Source organism: Marinomonas sp. 15G6-16, from assembly GCF_055809555.1.
This window is the reverse complement of the sequence record NZ_CM147916.1, coordinates 2165230-2185069: the sequence shown is the minus strand read 5'-3', so window position 1 is coordinate 2185069 and position 19840 is coordinate 2165230. Positions and strand designations below refer to the sequence as shown.

At 45.1% G+C, this 19840-nt stretch carries 9 protein-coding genes and 3 rRNA genes; 3 read left to right on the top strand and 9 right to left on the bottom strand.

Translation table 11 applies throughout. From position 1 onward, the window contains the following. Nucleotides 1–174: 174 nt before the first annotated feature. On the top strand, nt 175–2415 hold the full coding sequence (ppk1, locus tag AC0L46_RS10495) for a polyphosphate kinase 1 (RefSeq protein ID WP_473503438.1): 2241 nt from the start codon (nt 175–177) through the stop codon (nt 2413–2415). Between the two features lie 416 nt (nt 2416–2831). Here ppk1 and rrf read toward each other — a convergent pair. The 5 genes from rrf to tadA form a co-directional block, all read right to left on the bottom strand. Further along, a 5S ribosomal RNA gene (gene rrf / locus AC0L46_RS10490) occupies nt 2832–2946 on the bottom strand. 202 nt (nt 2947–3148) lie between these two features. Then, nucleotides 3149–6032 (bottom strand): 23S ribosomal RNA (locus AC0L46_RS10485). Between the two features lie 271 nt (nt 6033–6303). Further along, a 16S ribosomal RNA gene (locus tag AC0L46_RS10480) occupies nt 6304–7842 on the bottom strand. Together the 16S, 23S and 5S rRNA genes form the textbook arrangement of a ribosomal RNA operon. A 450-nt stretch (nt 7843–8292) precedes the next feature. After that, nucleotides 8293–12192 carry a phosphoribosylformylglycinamidine synthase gene (purL, locus tag AC0L46_RS10475; protein ID WP_473503436.1) on the bottom strand — a complete coding sequence of 1300 codons (3900 nt, stop codon included), beginning with the start codon at nt 12190–12192 and terminating at the stop codon, nt 8293–8295. A 116-nt stretch (nt 12193–12308) separates the two neighbouring features. After that, nucleotides 12309–12797 carry a tRNA adenosine(34) deaminase TadA gene (tadA, locus tag AC0L46_RS10470; protein ID WP_473503434.1) on the bottom strand — a complete coding sequence of 163 codons (489 nt, stop codon included), beginning with the start codon at nt 12795–12797 and terminating at the stop codon, nt 12309–12311. Nucleotides 12798–12908: 111 nt separating this feature from the next. On the opposite strand from tadA, the gene AC0L46_RS10465 reads away from it, so the two are divergent. Continuing rightward, nucleotides 12909–13331 (top strand): CBS domain-containing protein, encoded by a 423-nt coding sequence (locus AC0L46_RS10465; RefSeq protein WP_473503433.1) that lies wholly within the window; start codon nt 12909–12911, stop codon nt 13329–13331. On the opposite strand, the gene AC0L46_RS10460 is transcribed toward AC0L46_RS10465, so the two are convergent. From AC0L46_RS10460 to AC0L46_RS10445, 4 genes are all read right to left on the bottom strand, one after another. Next, the gene (locus tag AC0L46_RS10460; protein ID WP_473503431.1) at nt 13332–13589 is read right to left on the bottom strand and encodes a cold-shock protein; all 258 of its coding nucleotides are present in this window, start codon (nt 13587–13589) and stop codon (nt 13332–13334) included. Between the two features lie 77 nt (nt 13590–13666). Further along, nucleotides 13667–16450, bottom strand: coding sequence for a valine--tRNA ligase (locus AC0L46_RS10455; RefSeq protein WP_473503429.1), 2784 nt, complete (start codon nt 16448–16450; stop codon nt 13667–13669). 125 nt (nt 16451–16575) lie between these two features. Then, on the bottom strand, nt 16576–16902 hold the full coding sequence (locus AC0L46_RS10450) for a hypothetical protein (RefSeq protein WP_473503427.1): 327 nt from the start codon (nt 16900–16902) through the stop codon (nt 16576–16578). Between the two features lie 240 nt (nt 16903–17142). Further along, nucleotides 17143–18603 (bottom strand): leucyl aminopeptidase, encoded by a 1461-nt coding sequence (locus tag AC0L46_RS10445; protein WP_473503425.1) that lies wholly within the window; start codon nt 18601–18603, stop codon nt 17143–17145. Nucleotides 18604–18724: 121 nt separating this feature from the next. On the opposite strand from AC0L46_RS10445, the gene lptF reads away from it, so the two are divergent. Then, nucleotides 18725–19840 carry an LPS export ABC transporter permease LptF gene (gene lptF, locus AC0L46_RS10440; protein ID WP_473503423.1) on the top strand — a complete coding sequence of 372 codons (1116 nt, stop codon included), beginning with the start codon at nt 18725–18727 and terminating at the stop codon, nt 19838–19840.

Here is a 19840-nt window from a genome sequence, read left to right as displayed (position 1 = left end):
AACCTTTCAGTCGCCTTGTTAGCCTTACTAAATAACAAGGCAGAAAGTTTGGGAGTGGCATGTTTTCAGGTTGTGTAAGTCAATGTCGTTAGTGAATGGTTACTGATCTTTGCCGATATTCAATGCAAAGACACCAAATATATAAAAGACGGTATTTAGGAGTTAATAAAACCCATGTCTGAACAACCTGAAGTTAAAAACATAGAACCTAACATTGCTCTAGTACCGGACTTAGCAATCGATGCTGTAATAGAAACCGTAGCAGAAGAACTTGTGCTAGAACCTATTCCTGAACAACCACAAGATTCAAGCAAAGTCGCGATTGAACAACGACTACCAGAAGAAATTGACTTAGCAGATCCTGAACTCTACTTCAACAGAGAGCTAAGCCACCTTCAGTTTAATGCTCGCGTACTTGAACAGGCGATGGATGAAAACCATCCAATACTAAACCGTCTCATGTTCTTGTGTATTTTCAGCTCTAATATGGACGAGTTCTTTGAGATTCGAGTAGCTGGTTTAAAAAGCCAGGTCGAATACAGCCGTGAAGAAAACGGCCCTGATGGCATGCACCCGAAACAGGTTCTAAAGCTAATTAGTGAACGAGCACATAAATTAGTTCGTCGACAATATAAAATCCTAAATGACATCATCTTTCCAAAGCTAGCGGAAGAAAACATTCGCTTTGTACGCCGTACTTTATGGACAGAAAAAGAAGCTGCATGGGTTAAAAACTACTTTAATGACAATGTTTTACCTGTCATTAGCCCAATCGGCTTAGACCCAACACACCCATTCCCACGCCTTGCAAACAAAACCTTCAACTTCGTCGTAGAGCTTGAAGGTCGTGATGCTTTCGGCCGAGAAAATGGGCTAGCAATTGTACCTGCACCAAGTTCTTTGCCACGTTTGGTCAAATTGCCAGATGATGTTTGCGAAAGTGGTGATAACTTAGTTTTCTTGTCTTCTATCATTCACGCTCATGCAGATCAGCTTTTCCCTGGAATGACAGTAAAAGGCTGTTTCCAATTCCGCCTAACACGTAACGCGGATTTAGAAGTCGACTCTGACGATATTGGTGTCGACTTAGCTGGTGCTTTACGTACAGAACTACAAAGCCGCCATTACGGTAGCTCTGTAAGACTTGAAATAGCAGAAAATTGCCCTCTGCACATTGTTGACTCTCTACTCAAACAATTTGATTTGGAGCAGGCTGATTTATACCGCATTGATGGCCCAGTAAACCTAAGTCGTTTAATGGCTGTCATTGATCTGGTTGATCGCGGCGATCTCATGTATTCCCCTTTCTCGCCAGGTTTACCTAGAAAACTGTCGAACTCTGCCACAATTTTTGAAGCGATTAGACAACGCGATTACTTATTGATGCACCCGTTTGAAAGCTTCGCTCCCGTTATCGACCTATTAAGTGAGGCCGCAAAAGATCCTAACGTCGTTGCCATTCGCCAAACCCTTTATCGTACTGGTGCCCGCTCACCTATTGCCAATGCATTGGTGGAAGCGGCTCGTAACGGCAAAGAAGTAACCGTTGTTATCGAGCTTCGGGCGCGTTTTGACGAAGCAGAAAACTTGGCGTTAGCAAGCCGACTACAAGACGCAGGCGCAATTGTTGTATACGGCGTAGTACGCCATAAAACTCACGCAAAAATGATCATCATCGTCCGTCGAGAAGGCTCCGAGCTTAACCGTTACGTACACTTAGGCACAGGTAACTACCATGCCGGTAACGCTCGCCTTTATACAGACTACAGCTTCTTAACATGTGATAAAGAAATTGGAGATGACGTTCATCGCGTCTTCCAACAACTAACAGGAATGAGTAAAGAGCTGAAAATCAAAAAGCTCCTACACGCTCCATTTACATTGCGAGATCGTCTATTAGAAATGGTTAACAGAGAAGCTGAAAATGCTCTTAATGGCGATCCTGCTCGCATCATCATTAAAGTTAACTCATTGACCGAAAAACGATTAGTACAAGCTTTATATAAAGCCTCTCAAGCGGGTGTGAAAATCGATCTGATTGTACGCGGTATATGTACTCTGCGCCCAGGTGTCAAAGGCGTATCATCTAATATCCGTGTGCGCAGTGTCATTGGTCGCTTCCTTGAACACACTCGCGTTTACTACTTCTACAACAACCGTGATCCGCAGGTTTATTTATCCAGCGCAGACGGCATGGAGAGAAACTTAAACAACCGTGTGGAAGTGGCTTTCCCGATCCAAGACTTTAAATTGGCTCGACGAGTTAAAAGAGAGCTTGAAGCCTACTTATCGGATAACACACAAAGCTGGTTATTACAAAGTGATGGCTCATATCAGCTGTCTAAACCACGAAAAGACCAATACAGAAGCGCTCAACGCTTCCTATTGAGTGAACTGGCTAACAGCATCCGTTAATTAGTGGATAAACACCTAAGTTATTCACAACCAATAACTTAAATAGAGCCTCATCTCTCACATAATCCCCAATAGAACTAGCTATTGGGGATTTTTTATTTTCAGCAAAACAAAAGCTCTTAACCTGCGTAAATGAAATGTTTAGGGAAGAGTTTACTCAGACCTATTAAATACTACTAAAAGAGAAATTAGATTAGTATTTTAGGCATTAAGGGCAAATAAGAGAAGATTGTAAGTTTCATTGAAGACTGGTGAGGCATAAAGTGTTAGCTGTCATTTACGCAGACGCGTTGAGGTACGAAACAGGCGCAAGTAAATAACCACTAAGACGCTCTTGCTTCCAAATCAGACCTTCCATTTCCTACAGACGAAAAAAAGCCCCGACAGCTTAGCTATCAGGGCTTTCTTAATTATAAGCTTGACGACGACCTACTCTCACATGGGATCTCCCACACTACCATCGGCGATGGCGCTTTTCACTTCTGAGTTCGGGATGGGATCAGGTGGTTCAACGCCTCTATGATCGTCAAGCAATTCGGCTGCGTTTTCACGCGAATACGTTGCTTGGATCTTTAACAATTCATTTTGAAATAACGTGTATCAAGGTTAAACCAGCGACCTCCATGGATGGAGGAAATGCTGAAAATTGTCAGGAACAATTTCAGTACTTTATCGTAATGTGTCTCTGTAATCTTTGATGAGCTTTCTCATCCAAAAACCACTTTGGTGTTATATGGTCAAGCCTCACGAGCAATTAGTATTGGTTAGCTCAATGCCTCACAGCACTTACACACCCAACCTATCAACGTCCTAGTCTCGAACGGCTCTTTAGGGGACTTATGTCCCAGTGAGATCTTATCTTGAGGGAGGCTTCCCGCTTAGATGCTTTCAGCGGTTATCCCGTCCGAACATAGCTACCCGGCAATGCCACTGGCGTGACAACCGGAACACCAGAGGTTCGTCCACTCCGGTCCTCTCGTACTAGGAGCAGCTCCTCTCAAATCTCAAACGTCCACGGCAGATAGGGACCGAACTGTCTCACGACGTTCTAAACCCAGCTCGCGTACCACTTTAAATGGCGAACAGCCATACCCTTGGGACCGGCTTCAGCCCCAGGATGTGATGAGCCGACATCGAGGTGCCAAACACCGCCGTCGATGTGAACTCTTGGGCGGTATCAGCCTGTTATCCCCGGAGTACCTTTTATCCGTTGAGCGATGGCCCTTCCATACAGAACCACCGGATCACTAAGACCTACTTTCGTACCTGCTCGACGTGTCTGTCTCGCAGTTAAGCGTGCTTTTGCCTTTACACTCTATGCATGATTTCCGACCATGCTGAGCACACCTTCGTGCTCCTCCGTTACTCTTTGGGAGGAGACCGCCCCAGTCAAACTACCCACCACACAGTGTCCTCGATCCAGATAATGGACCTGAGTTAGAACCTCAAACATACCAGGGTGGTATTTCAAGATTGGCTCCAATAGAACTGGCGTCCTATCTTCAAAGCCTCCCACCTATCCTACACAAGTAGGTTCAAAGTTCACTGTGAAGCTATAGTAAAGGTTCACGGGGTCTTTCCGTCTAGCCGCGGATACACAGCATCTTCACTGCGATTTCAATTTCACTGAGTCTCGGGTGGAGACAGTGTGGCCATCGTTACGCCATTCGTGCAGGTCGGAACTTACCCGACAAGGAATTTCGCTACCTTAGGACCGTTATAGTTACGGCCGCCGTTTACTTGGGCTTCGATCAAGAGCTTCGCCGAAGCTAACCCCATCAATTAACCTTCAAGCACCGGGCAGGCGTCACACCCTATACGTCCACTTTCGTGTTTGCAGAGTGCTGTGTTTTTAATAAACAGTCGCAGCCACCTGGTATCTTCGACCGATCAATGCTTACGGAGCAAGTCCTTCACACTAACCGGCGTACCTTCTCCCGAAGTTACGGTACCATTTTGCCTAGTTCCTTCACCCGAGTTCTCTCAAGCGCCTTGGTATTCTCTACCTGACCACCTGTGTCGGTTTGGGGTACGGTTCGATCATATCTGAAGCTTAGAAGTTTTTCCTGGAAGCATGGCATCAACCACTTCGCCCAAAAGAGGGCTCGTCGTCAGTTCTCGGTCTTAAAGGGACCCGGATTTGCCTAAGTCCCAAACCTACCGCCTTAAACACAGACAACCATCGCTGTGCTGGCCTAGCCTTCTCCGTCTCTCCATCGCAATATGTACGAGTACAGGAATATTAACCTGTTTCCCATCGACTACGCATTTCTGCCTCGCCTTAGGGGCCGACTCACCCTGCCCTGATTAACATGGGACAGGAAACCTTGGTCTTCCGGCGGGGGAGTTTTTCACTCCCCTTATCGTTACTCATGTCAACATTCGCACTTCTGATACCTCCAGCCTGCCTTACAGCTTGACCTTCAACGGCTTACAGAACGCTCCTCTACCATGCGTATAAATACGCATCCGTAGCTTCGGTGTACAGTTTAGCCCCGTTATATCTTCCGCGCAGGCCGACTCGACTAGTGAGCTATTACGCTTTCTTTAAAGGATGGCTGCTTCTAAGCCAACCTCCTAGCTGTCTAAGCCTTCCCACATCGTTTCCCACTTAACTGTAACTTTGGGACCTTAGCTGACGGTCTGGGTTGTTTCCCTTTCCACGACGGACGTTAGCACCCGCCGTGTGTCTCCCGTAATTGCACTCATTGGTATTCGGAGTTTGCATGGGGTTGGTAAGTCGGGATGACCCCCTAGCCCAAACAGTGCTCTACCCCCAATGGTGAGATACGAGGCGCTACCTAAATAGCTTTCGAGGAGAACCAGCTATCTCCGAGCTTGATTAGCCTTTCACTCCTATCCACAAGTCATCCCCGGACTTTTCAACGTACGTGGGTTCGGTCCTCCAGTTAGTGTTACCCAACCTTCAACCTGCTCATGGATAGATCGCCCGGTTTCGGGTCTATTCCCAGCAACTAAACGCCCTATTAAGACTCGGTTTCCCTACGGCTCCGCTAATCGCTTAACCTTGCTACTGAAAATAAGTCGTTGACCCATTATACAAAAGGTACGCAGTCACGGAACAAGTCCGCTCCCACTGCTTGTACGTACACGGTTTCAGGATCTATTTCACTCCCCTCACAGGGGTTCTTTTCGCCTTTCCCTCACGGTACTGGTTCACTATCGGTCAGTCAGGAGTATTTAGCCTTGGAGGATGGTCCCCCCATATTCAGACAGGATAACACGTGTCCCGTCCTACTCGTTTTCATTAAAATGGCGTTTTCGTATACGGGGCTATCACCCACTATGGCGACCCTTTCCAGAGTCTTCTACTAACACCAAATCAACTTAAGGGCTAATCCCCTTTCGCTCGCCGCTACTTAGGGAATCTCGGTTGATTTCTTTTCCTCCGGGTACTTAGATGTTTCAGTTCCCCGGGTTCGCCTCGTTAAGCTATGTATTCACTTAACGATACCCGCAAGCGGGTGGGTTTCCCCATTCGGAAATGTTCGGATCAAAGTTTGTTTATCAACTCCCCGAACCTTATCGCAGATTACCACGTCCTTCATCGCCTCTGACTGCCAAGGCATCCACCGTGCACGCTTGGTCACTTGACCATATAACCCAAAATAGTTTCGGATCACATACCTAAGAGCTTTTGTTCCTCTTAGGATTTACGATAATAGAAGTCACTAGGTTAAAGTGAGCTTCCACCGGTTTAACGCTTGATTCATCGTTATTTCAAAATTTGAATTGTTAAAGAGCAAGTTTAGTGCAAAGCACTAAGTCAGACATTGAGTTATCAACATCTTGCTTAGAACTCTGTTCTAACGTCTTAAGATAGGTATCAGATAATTTGTGTGAACGCTCACCAGAGCTTCTATCGTTTAAGGAGGTGATCCAGCCCCAGGTTCCCCTAGGGCTACCTTGTTACGACTTCACCCCAGTCATTGACCACTCCGTGGTAACCGCCATCCCGAAGGTTAAGCTAGCTACTTCTGGAGCAATCAACTCCCATGGTGTGACGGGCGGTGTGTACAAGGCCCGGGAACGTATTCACCGTAGCATTCTGATCTACGATTACTAGCGATTCCGACTTCATGGAGTCGAGTTGCAGACTCCAATCCGGACTACGACGTACTTTATGGGATTCGCTCACTATCGCTAGCTCGCAGCCCTTTGTATACGCCATTGTAGCACGTGTGTAGCCCTACTCGTAAGGGCCATGATGACTTGACGTCGTCCCCACCTTCCTCCGGTTTGTCACCGGCAGTCTCCTTAAAGTTCTCAGCATAACCTGCTAGCAAGTAAGGATAAGGGTTGCGCTCGTTACGGGACTTAACCCAACATTTCACAACACGAGCTGACGACAGCCATGCAGCACCTGTCTCATAGTTCCCGAAGGCACCAAAGCATCTCTGCTAAGCTCTATGGATGTCAAGAGTAGGTAAGGTTCTTCGCGTTGCTTCGAATTAAACCACATGCTCCACCGCTTGTGCGGGCCCCCGTCAATTCATTTGAGTTTTAACCTTGCGGCCGTACTCCCCAGGCGGTCTACTTATTGCGTTAGCTGCGCCACTAAGTCATTACAACCCAACGGCTAGTAGACATCGTTTACGGCGTGGACTACCAGGGTATCTAATCCTGTTTGCTCCCCACGCTTTCGCACCTCAGTGTCAGTATCAGTCCAGAGTGTCGCCTTCGCCACTGATGTTCCTTCCTATATCTACGCATTTCACCGCTACACAGGAAATTCCACACTCCTCTACCGTACTCTAGCCTGCCAGTATCCGGTGCCATTCCAAGGTTGAGCCCTGGGATTTCACATCAGACTTAACAAACCACCTACGCGCGCTTTACGCCCAGTAATTCCGATTAACGCTTGCACCCTCTGTATTACCGCGGCTGCTGGCACAGAGTTAGCCGGTGCTTCTTCTGGAGCTAACGTCAAAATGATTTGGTATTAACAAATCACCCTTCCTCACTCCTGAAAGTGCTTTACAACCCTAAGGCCTTCTTCACACACGCGGCATGGCTGGATCAGGCTTGCGCCCATTGTCCAATATTCCCCACTGCTGCCTCCCGTAGGAGTCTGGGCCGTGTCTCAGTCCCAGTGTGACTGGTCATCCTCTCAGACCAGTTAGAGATCGTCGCCTTGGTGAGCCTTTACCCCACCAACTAGCTAATCTCACGCAGGCTCATCTAATAGCGGAAGGTCCTAAGATCCCCTCCTTTCCCCCTAAGGGCGTATGCGGTATTAGCATGCGTTTCCACATGTTGTCCCCCTCTACTAGGCAGATTCCTACGCGTTACTCACCCGTCCGCCGCTCGACGCCTGATAGCAAGCTATCATCGTTTCCGCTCGACTTGCATGTGTTAAGCCTGCCGCCAGCGTTCAATCTGAGCCATGATCAAACTCTTCAGTTAAAAAGTTTGCTTACTCAAGTATCGAAACACTAACAATTTACTTATAAAGCGAATTGACGTGTTTGACGTCTCGTAAGACTTCAATTTTTTTGATCAACTTACTAACTAAAAGTCAGTAGCCAATCTTCTGAAGTCTCCAGCGAGCGCCCACACAAATTATCTGATTATCTATTTTAAAGAGCGTTGCCGTTACACTTAAGCCGCCAAACCTCTTAAACTTAATTAAGATGCTAAGCCCTGTCCGTGTCAGCGAGGGCGTATATTAAGGATCTACAGATTTTGTGCAACCCTTTTCTGAAAAAAAGACGATTAATTTAACAACCAACCCTTTCTGTTCACATAACAAACAAAAACACCCTTTTTAGAGTGCTTTTTGATCAAACAAAAACAAAAAAGCCCTGTTACAGTTAAGTAACAGGGCTTTTAGCCTTAACAGCTTATGCTAAAGAACTAACCAAGCCATTTTCTCGCATTTTGGAATAGACGCAACCAAGGTGCTTGTTCTTCCCAATCACTCGGGTGCCAACTATGCTGAACAGTTCGATACACACGCTCTGGATGAGGCATCATAATAGTCACTCGACCATCTAACGATGTTAATCCTGTCACACCTTCTGCAGAACCATTTGGGTTCAGTGGATAACGCTCTGTAGCTTGACCATAGTTATCTACATAACGCAGAGCAACCTGAGCAGAAGACACCAATTCAGCCAGATCCGTTTCATTACGGTATTCTGTTTGCCCTTCACCATGAGCCACGGCAATTGGCATACGAGACCCTTCCATGCCAGCAAGCAGGATCGAATTCGATTTTTGCACTTCCACCTGAACCAAACGCCCTTCAAACTGCGCGGATTCATTACGAACAAATTTAGGCCAATGGTCAGCACCTGGAATCAATTCACGAAGATTGGACAACATCTGACAACCATTACACACACCTAATGAGAATGTGTCTTCGCGCTTAAAGAAAGTTTCAAATTGATCACGAGCAATCGGATTAAACAAAATAGATTTCGCCCAACCTTCACCCGCCCCCAATACGTCACCGTAAGAGAAACCACCACAAGCAACTAAACCGTTGAATTCACTAAGTGAAATACGACCAGACAGAATATCGCTCATGTGAACATCGACAGGAGTAAAACCAGCTTTATGGAAAGCGGCCGCCATTTCCACTTGACCATTAACACCCTGCTCACGTAATACAGCAATCTTCGGTCTCTCACCTTTTGCAATATAAGGCGCTGCCACATCTTCATTAAGATCAAATGTCAAAGAAGCAGACAGACCAGGATCATTAACATCCAACAAGTTATCAAATTCTTGCTGAGCCGATTCTGGGTTATCACGCAAAGCCTGAACACGATAACTTGTTTCAGACCAAACTCGTTGCCAGTTAACACGACTCTCTTTAAGAACAAGATTGCCAGCGTAGCTTATAGAGATATCATCATCACCAGAAAGCGTTGCGATTGGAGAAACAGCAACACCTACTTTGGCATAAGCCGCAACAATATCCGCCACATCCGATTCATTCACCTGAATCACAGCACCTAATTCTTCATTGAATAATGCTGGCGCAACTTGATCAGCAGCAGTAACAATCGCATCCAGTTCAACATCTAAACCTAAGTGGCTGGCAAATGACATTTCAACTAAAGTCGCAAACACACCACCATCTGAACGATCATGATAAGCAAGCAACTTACCTTCTGCATTAAGCGCCTGAGTGGTATCGAAGAACCCAGCCAAAGCAGACGCATCATCTACATCTGGAGCCTGCTGACCCAATTTGTTATAAACCTGAGCGATAACAGATCCACCAAGGCGGTTTTTGCCAGCACCCAAATCAATCAACAATAGGCGAGTATCCGCTTTGTTCTGTAATTCTGGTGTTAAAGTTTTACGCGCATCCGCTACAGGAGCAAATGCCGTAATCACTAAAGACAATGGAGAAGTAACGGCTTTTTCTTCGCCCTCTTCTTTCCATACCGTCTTCATAGACATGGAGTCTTTACCTACAGGAATGGCAATATCCAATGCTGGACATAATTCCATACCAACCGCTTTTACAGTTTGGTACAGCTTTTCGTCTTCCCCTTCATGTCCCGCCGCAGCCATCCAGTTTGCAGAAAGCTTAATGCGATTACGCTTAGTGATTTGTGCAGCCGCCAAGTTCGTCAACGCTTCACCAACGGCCATGCGGCCAGACGCAGGCGCATCCAATAAAGCAACAGGTGTACGTTCACCCATGGTCATTGCTTCACCAGTATAACTGTCTAACGAGGAAGTCGTCACAGCCACATCCGCAACAGGAACCTGCCAAGGACCAACCATCTGATCACGAGCGACCATGCCAGTAATCGTTCTATCACCGATAGTGATTAGGAAGTTTTTGCTAGCAACAGTAGGCAAACTTAAAACGCGCTTCGCCGCATCCACTAAATCAACGCTCATTGCGGTAAAGCCATCACCTTTAATGATGGATTTGGTTGCTTCACGATGCATTTTTGGTGGTTTACCAAATAGCACAGACATTGGCAGATCCACTGGCTTATTATCAAAGTGCGGATCCGCTACTTCTAAATGAAGCTCTTCTTTTGCTTCACCAACAATTGCAAATGGGCAACGCTCACGCTCACAGATTGCTGTAAATTCTTCAATGCGATCTGGAGAAACCGCCATCACATAACGTTCTTGAGATTCATTACACCAAATTTCTAACGGTGACATACCCGGCTCGTCATTTAGAACCTTACGTAAATCAAAGTTACCGCCACGCTCTCCATCTTTTACCAATTCTGGTAAAGCATTAGACAAACCACCCGCACCCACATCATGAATAAAGTTAATTGGGTTCTTATCACCTAATTGCCAACAGCGATCGATTACTTCTTGGCAACGACGTTCCATTTCTGGATTACCACGTTGCACCGAAGCAAAGTCCAAATCTTCATTACCATCGGCTGACGCCATGGAAGACGCCGCTCCACCGCCAAGACCGATCAACATAGCAGGACCACCAAGTACGATGAGCTTGTCATCTACTTTAATGTCGTTTTTCTCAACGTGATCACGGCGAATGTTACCTAAGCCACCAGCCAACATGATTGGTTTATGATAACCGCGCACTTCCTCTTTAGAAGCACCTTGAATTTTTTGTTCATAAGTACGGAAATACCCTAGCAAATTCGGACGGCCAAATTCATTGTTAAATGCCGCACCACCAATTGGCCCTTCAATCATGATGTCCAAAGGCGTCACAATACGAGAAGGCTTACCATATTGGCTTTCCCAAGGCTGTTCAAAACCAGGGATTTTCAAGTCTGATACGGTATAGCCACTTAAACCTGCTTTTGGTTTAGAGCCTACTCCAGTCGCACCTTCATCACGGATTTCACCACCAGAGCCAGTTGCTGCACCTGAAAAAGGAGAAATCGCTGTTGGGTGGTTGTGAGTTTCCACCTTCATCAAGATGTCTATGTTCTCTTGACTAAAATCGTATTCGCCCGTTCCCGGAGCTGGGAAAAAACGCCCAGCAAAATGACCTTCCATAACCGCCGCGTTGTCTTTATACGCAGACAAAGTGCCATCAGGGTTATGTTCATGGGTATTCTTGATCATCTTAAACAAAGAGCGCTCTTGCTCTTCGCCGTCAATTGTCCAAGAGGCATTAAATATTTTATGACGACAATGTTCTGAGTTCGCCTGCGCAAACATCATCAACTCAACATCGATAGGATTGCGACCTAATTCAACAAAAGACTCAACCAAGTAATCAATTTCATCTTCAGCCAATGCAAGTCCTAGCGTTTGGTTTGCCTCAACCAAAGCTTCGCGACCGCCATTTAATACATCAACACTTGTCATCGGAGCGGGTTCTGCATGAGAGAACATACTGATAGCGTCGCTCAATGCCGGAAGCACGCTCTCAGTCATACGGTCATGCAACATGGCAGACAGCAAATCCAACTCTTCCGCCGTCAAAGGCTGTGAGCTGTGAATAAAGTACTCCACACCACGCTCAACGCGAGATACGTTGTCTAAACCACAGTTATGAAGAATATCGGTTGCTTTCGATGACCAAGGTGAAATGGTTCCTAAACGTGGAACAACAAGAACACTTTGATCAGATGAACTGACTTGGGAGGTTTTAGGGCCGTATGCCAAAGCGCGTTGTAAAACAGCGTCCTGTTCAACGGTAAGGGTTTGATTATCAACCAACTCCACAAAATGGAGAAATTGAGCGTCGACATCCGTCACAGTAGTAACAGATGCTTGCATATTGGCTAATAACTTGGCCTTGCGAAACGCTGATAGCGCAGCGGAACCATGCAGAGTTAGCATGTTGAGTCTTGCCTCACTTGGTAGTTTTGGGGAAATGATGCGGTATTTTAAATCAATGAGGCAAATAGAGGCCAGTAGAGTATGAAATTTCTACATAAAATTAGCGAAAAAAACGCTCAAAGTGATCTTTTCGCTAATTCTTTCAACTTCTTTTTTTGTTCGCGACGATATTGGAAGAATTGAGTCAACTGAGAAGAGGCAATTTCACCCAATACCCCCTTATCAACCTTGACCTGATGGTTAAGAAATGGAGCTTCAAAAAACTGCCCTTGGCTTTCAACAACACCACTTTTAGGCTCAGTTGCCGCATAGACCACTCGACCAATACGAGCATGAACAATGGCACCGGCACACATGGAACAAGGCTCTAAAGTCACATACAAAGTAGCGCCGGGCAGACGATAATTATTCATCTTTTTACAAGCGGCTCGAATGGCTTGAATTTCAGCGTGCGCTGTTGGGTCGCACAATGAAATAGGGGAATTGTAGCCCTCACCAATCACCTCATCGTTTAAAACGACAATAGCACCAACTGGGATTTCATTTTCTCCTGCTGCCTTGGCCGCCAACTCAAGCGCTCTTTCCATCCATTCTTGATCTTTCATTATTGATCCACCTCAAAGCGCCAACATTGCCTTAAATACATAATTGCCTTTCATGCACAAACCGCTCTACACTCAGTTCAACAAGATAATAAACACAAGGAGACTGAATTCATGCAAACAGTGGCAGACTTAATGTCGAAAAACTTAATTACTTTAAAAGAAAATGACTCCTTAGCGAAAGCCAAAGAGTTGATGCACGAAAAAAACATCAGAAACATTCCTGTTCTCAACGATCAGGAGGAATGTGTTGGCATGTTGACGCAACGAGAATATCTACGTCATGCCTTTCATTTGGTCAGTCAGTTTGGCACCCAACAAATGTCCAAAAAAGAACAACAAACACCTATCGCCAATGCTATGAACAAAGACATATTAACTGTCAGCCCAGACATGAAGTTAAGTGCCGCAGCAGAATTCTTCATCGAAAACAAATATGGGTGCTTGCCAGTCATTCAAGATGACAAACTTGTCGGCATACTCACACCTGTTGATTTCGTGAAACTGGCCAACAAGATGCTCAAGGAATCCGCCTAACTAAGCACTCGCCAAATGTTCATTGGAGCTAGGAGCGACAAGTTGCGCTTCTGCCTCTATATGAACATCAAGAGCTTGAATCCCAAAGTCCGTATCGGACAAGATAAAACTCACCGTTTGGCCTTTTCGAAGTGTTTTATGTCCATCACGAACGATAGATTTGTAATGCACAAAGACATCACTCTCTTCTTCTCTTTTGATGAAACCAACACCTTTAGCGTCATTAAACCACTTAACTTTTCCAGTTAATCGTTCCATTACCTTCGCCTCTTTTTTATTTTTATTAAAGTAAGCGCAAGGCGAGTTGTCGATATGACAACCCGCCTTTGTCTATTTTACAAAGATTCTATACTTATTTTTTGCTCTTCAAGCTTGCTAACCGTTAACTGTAAGTCGTCACATTTAGCACGCTCTTTCTCAACAACGGCTGCTGGCGCTTTCGCCACAAAGCTTTCATTCGATAGTTTGCCTTGTATGCGCTGCAATTCTTTTGATGCCTTATCGATTTCTTTCTGTAATCGAGCCAACTCGGCGTCTTTATCAATCAAACCAGCCATTGGCACCAACACTTCCATGTCACCAACCAGTGCTGTCGCAGACATAGGCGCTTCATCACCCGCTTCCAACCAAGTCACTGTGTCTAGCTTCGCCAATGTTTGTAAGAAAGTTAGGTTCGCTTCAAGACGTAACTTATCTTGCTCTGAGCCATTACGGAACAGCACAGTCAAAGGCTTAGAAGGAGAAATATTCATTTCACCTCGAATATTACGAACACCTTCGATAACGCCTTTTAACCAATCAACATCCGCTTCCGCTTGAGCGTCTTTTTTGCTCTCTTCAGCTTCTGGATATTGCGCCATCATCACAGTGTCACCACTTACGCCAGCCAATGGAGCAACGCGCTGCCAAATTTCTTCAGTTAAGAATGGCATCATAGGATGCGCTAAGCGTAAGAAAGCTTCTAGAACACGCACTAGTGTGCGACGCGTTCCAGTCAATTGAGCCGCTGTTGCATTTTCATCCCAAAGAACCGGCTTAGACAACTCCAAATACCAATCACAGTATTCGTGCCACATAAACTCATACAACGCTTGGGCCGCTAAATCGTAACGATGTGTTTCAAAAGCATGATTCACCGCTTCTTCTGCATGCTGTAAACGAGAAATAATCCACTTATCAGCAAGAGACAACTCAACATCCGCACCACTTTGTCCGCAATCTTGATCTTCTGTGTTCATCAACACATAACGGGTCGCATTCCAAATTTTGTTACAGAAGTTGCGGTAGCCTTCTAAGCGATTAAGATCGAATTTAATATCACGACCACCAGAAGCCAAAGAACACAGCGTGAAACGCAAAGCATCTGTTCCGTAAGCTTGAATACCTTCTGGGTAAGTTTCGCGAGTATTCTTTTCAACTTTTTCAGCCAAACGCGGTTGCATCATTCCATAGGTACGCTTCGCCACAAGTGAGTCGATATCAATACCGTTAATCAAATCCAAAGGATCAATAACATTGCCTTTCGATTTCGACATTTTATCGCCACGTTCATCACGGATAAGACCTGTAATATAGACTGTTTTGAATGGCACTTTATTGGTGAATTTAAGCGTCATCATAATCATTCTGGCCACCCAGAAGAAAATAATATCGAACCCTGTCACCAAGACATCCGATTCACTGAATTCAGCAAAATCTTGTGTTTCTTCTGGCCAGCCTTGTGTTGCAAAAGTCCAAAGTGCAGACGAAAACCAAGTATCTAATACATCTTCATCTTGTGTTAGCTCAAGATCTGCTGCCAAGTTATATTTAACTCGGACTTCTGCCTCGTCTTTACCCACATAAAACTTACCATCAGCGTCGTACCAAGCTGGGATCTGATGCCCCCACCAAAGCTGACGAGAAATACACCAGTCTTGTAAGTCACGCATCCAAGCAAAGTAGGTGTTCTCCCATTGTTTAGGAACAAACTGGATATCGCCATTTTCAACTGCTTCGATCGCTGGCTTAGCTAAAGTTTCAACGGCAACGTACCATTGATTGGTTAAATAAGGCTCAATGACAGTATTACCACGTTCACCACGAGGCACTTTCAACTTATGATCCGCCACTTTTTCAAGCAAACCTAAAGCATCAAAGTCCGCAACAACCGCTTTACGAGCCTCAAAACGATCCATACCACGATATTTTTCTGGAGCGACATTATTAATCGCCGCATCGTCCGTCAAAATATTAATTAATGGCATGTCATGACGCTTACCCACCTCATAGTCATTGAAATCATGAGCCGGCGTGATCTTCACACAACCTGTACCAAATTCTTTATCGACGTATTCGTCTGCTACGATTGGAATTCGACGACCAACCAATGGCAACTCAATTTCTTTACCAACCAATGCTGTAAAGCGCTCATCATCCGGTGCAACAGCAACCGCCGCATCACCAAACATGGTTTCAGGGCGCGTGGTGGCAACCACAATGTAATCTTTACCATCTTCCGTTTTCGCGCCATCTGCTAATGGGTAACGGAAATACCACATGAAGCCATTTTCTTCTTCTGAGATAACTTCTAGATCCGAAATGGCCGTATGCAAAACAGGGTCCCAGTTCACCAAACGCTGACCACGATAAATAATGCCCTCATCAAACAAGCGAACAAACACTTCTTGAACCGCCGCAGACATACCAGGATCCATAGTGAAACGTTCTTTATCCCAGGCAACAGAATCCCCTAAGACTCGCATTTGATCAGAGATCGTACCGCCGGACTCACCTTTCCATTCCCACACTTTTTCTAGAAATTTCTCACGGCCGAGGTCATGGCGAGTGACATTCTGTGCAGCCAATTGGCGTTCTACCACCATTTGCGTTGCGATACCTGCATGATCACTGCCTGGTTGCCATAATGTTCGGCTGCCCTTCATACGCTCACGACGAATCATGGCATCCATCAAGGTATGCTGGAAAGCGTGCCCCATATGCAGACTGCCAGTCACGTTAGGCGGTGGAATCATGATAGAGAAAGGCGTGCCGTTGCCTTGAGGTGAAAAGTATCCACCTTCTTCCCAACGTTTATAAATAGGTTGTTCAATGCTCTGAGGTTGGTAGGTTTTTTCCATTATGGTGTCTTATAGCTCTTTATGTAGCGGTCAATTTGATTTTGCGGAATTATAGCTTGTTGGAACAAGATAAAAAATAACATGCGCACTATTAAACGTATCAACCGTGCGCAAAACACAGAAGATTAATCTTTTTTGTAAGTACTACTAGAGGAACACAAGGTTTCCATCACTTCAGAAACCAATTCAGGTAAGCGTTTTTCAAGAACGCCCGCAATGGTTTTAGCAATCAATTCTTGTGAAAAGCCTGTAACAGGAACCTCTTCTACTTCTTCACTATTCAAGCCATCGAGCGTCTGTGCCAAATGGTCTTCTTGGCTAGCACACGCAGCCACTTGCTCTGCAACAACATCCATCAAAATTGGAATGTCATCTTGATTTCTCAAGGCTGAAATCAATGTATCTTCATCTGGTTCAAAAACTTCGTTCTTTTGAGTGGCGACATCTGACATAAGGTAAACCAATATTTAAAAACAAAATTCGACAGCTGAGCACATCAAGCGGCTCATCCCATTATTTATCTTTTCAACTTTCGCATTGCAGCACTTAAAAGTCCACCCTCACTCACTTTGCCCGATCAACAAGCAAACCAAATAGAAAAATAAAACCTTGATAGCACTCGCTTTTACATACAAAAAAGCAGCGGTAAAAAATTACCACTGCTTTTCATTCATCCGCCATTGGCTTTTAGCTTATGCTTTCGCCAACAGGTAACGAGTCAATAAAGCAACAGGGCGACCACTCGCACCTTTACTTGCACCGCCGGTCCACGCCGTACCCGCAATATCCAAATGCGCCCAAGGATAAGAACCTGTAAAACGAGACAAGAAACAAGCTGCGGTGACAGAACCCGCTTCAGGACCACCGATATTGGCGATGTCTGCAAAATTACTGTCCAATTGTTGTTGGTATTCTTCATCCAACGGCATTTGCCAGATTTTGTCTGCTGCTACTTGGCTTGCTTCTTTCAACTCTGTAGCCAAATCATCGTTATTGGCATACATACCTGAATTCACGCTACCAAGAGCAACAACACAGGCACCGGTTAAGGTTGCAATATCTACAACAGATTTCGGCTTGAAACGCTCAATGTAAGACAAGGCATCACACAACACCAAACGACCTTCCGCATCGGTATTAAGGATTTCAACTGTTTGACCAGACATAGTTTTCACAATATCGCCTGGTTTGGTCGCGCGACTGCTTGGCATATTTTCAGCAGCAGCGATAACAGCCGTAAAGTTTAGTTTTGGCTTCAATTCACAAATGGCTTTCATGGTACCGAAAACGCTTGCCGCACCACACATGTCATATTTCATTTCATCCATTTTCGCGCCTGGCTTCAATGAAATACCACCTGTGTCAAAGGTAATGCCTTTACCCAATAATACGTGAGGCGCTTCATCTTGCTCGCCACCACGATAATGCATCACGATTAAGTAACTTGGTTGATCACTGCCACGACCTACAGACAATAGACAATGCATACCTAACTCATCCATTTTGGTTTCATCAAGCAAATCAACATCAATGCTGTATTCTTCAGATAATTGCTGAGCTTTCGACGCAAGGTAGCTTGGTGTACATACATTTCCTGGCAAGTTGCCAAGCTGACGAGCAAATGCTGAACCACTTGCCGTTGCTGTACCTATGGCTAAAGCCGCTTCGTCATCGCCTTCAATGAGCAAAGACTCAACTTTGGTCGCTTTTTCTGAATCATCTTTTTTAAAGCCTAAGAAGTTATAAAAACCTTCATTCAGCCATTGCGCCACTAATGCAACTACATCCGCTTGTGAACGATTCTTCAAATTCAATGAGCCATTAGCAACCGCAACCTTCGCGTAAGGTAAACCTTTGATTTGCGCTGCGACAGCCGCCACTATTTTACGCGCCTGCATATCGCTCAATTGAGCATCTTTACCAATACCAACCAACAAAACAGCCTGAGCAAAGTCTTGAGAGACACTAGGCATTAATAGTGTTTGCGCCACACCACCTTTAAAAACACCTGTTGCTCGCAGCTGGGAAATTTGCCCTGCAGAATTTTCATCTACCCAAGAAGTCGATTCAGAAAAATCACCTTCACTAGGGACAAACACCACAAGCAAATCCGCTTGAGCAGTAGATAAGCGATCAAATAACGCCATATTCATGGAAAATTCCTCAAAAAAATAACTTTCAAAAAAAACTGGATAATGTCCTTCTTACCACGAGATAATGGGGGCTTTAGATATGTAATCAACTCTACGTTCAAAAAGCAGCATTCATCCAGAGGTGACTTTGAGACTATTCAGATACTTAGCGAAAGAAGTACTTGTGTCAACCGCTGGCGTCACCCTTATTTTATTACTTGTGACGCTAGGCAGCCGCTTTTCTTTCTACCTAAGCCGCATAACCGAAGGCAAAATGACCTTCGAGTTCTTATTTATCATCCTTGGCTACCATATTCCAAGCTTCGTACAAATGGTACTACCACTAGCTTTCTTTCTATCTCTATTACTCGCTTTTGGTCGTTTGTATATAGAAAATGAAATGTCAGTCCTCTTTTCCAGTGGCATCAGCAAAATGAAACTGGCAGGTTACACTCTGGGCATAGCCATGATTGTAGCCACAATAAGTGGCAGTATTAATTTCTGGATTGCACCGTACAGCGAATACAAAGCAGAGGAAGCCTCACAAGAGCAAAGCCAACTCTCTTCTTTCGACTTATTAATACCTGGCCGTTTTGAAGGCAGTGGACAAAAGACCATCTACGCAGAAAGCTTTACCCCTGATGAAGGCTGGATAAACCAAGTTTTCCTTTCAGACATTGTTCGCAAACAAGGCGGCAATACACTGGTACAAACTCTTGCCGCTTATGTTGAACAAATTTCCGTTCCCGCTGAAAACAACCAAAGCTATCTTGTATTTAAAGATGGCACTCGATACGAAGGCAAACCAGGCACGGCAAATTACCGAGTGACCCAATTTGATACTTACGCTGTTCGAATGGAAAATAGTTCTACAGGAATTATTGGTAAACCCCACACAAAAAGCCTTACTGAGCTCATAAAAAGCCCAAAAACCTTAGATCAAGCAGAACTCCAGTGGCGAATTTCTCTTGTTATCATGATTCCAGTATTAGCCATCATTGGGCTTTCCCTGAGCCAGGTAAATCCTCGCCAAGGGCGCTTCTTCAAAATGCTTCCAGCCATTCTTCTTATGATCTTTTACATCGCCATGCTTATTTGGGGTCGAACCGGGATAGAGAAAGGACACATTCCTACCCACTTAGGTTTATGGTGGATTCATGGTGTCTTTACCATTATAGCGGCGGCACTTTTCATGCAATACAACCAAGTATTTGCACGTCGCAGAAAAGCACCAACAAGCCAACTAAAGCAAAGCTAA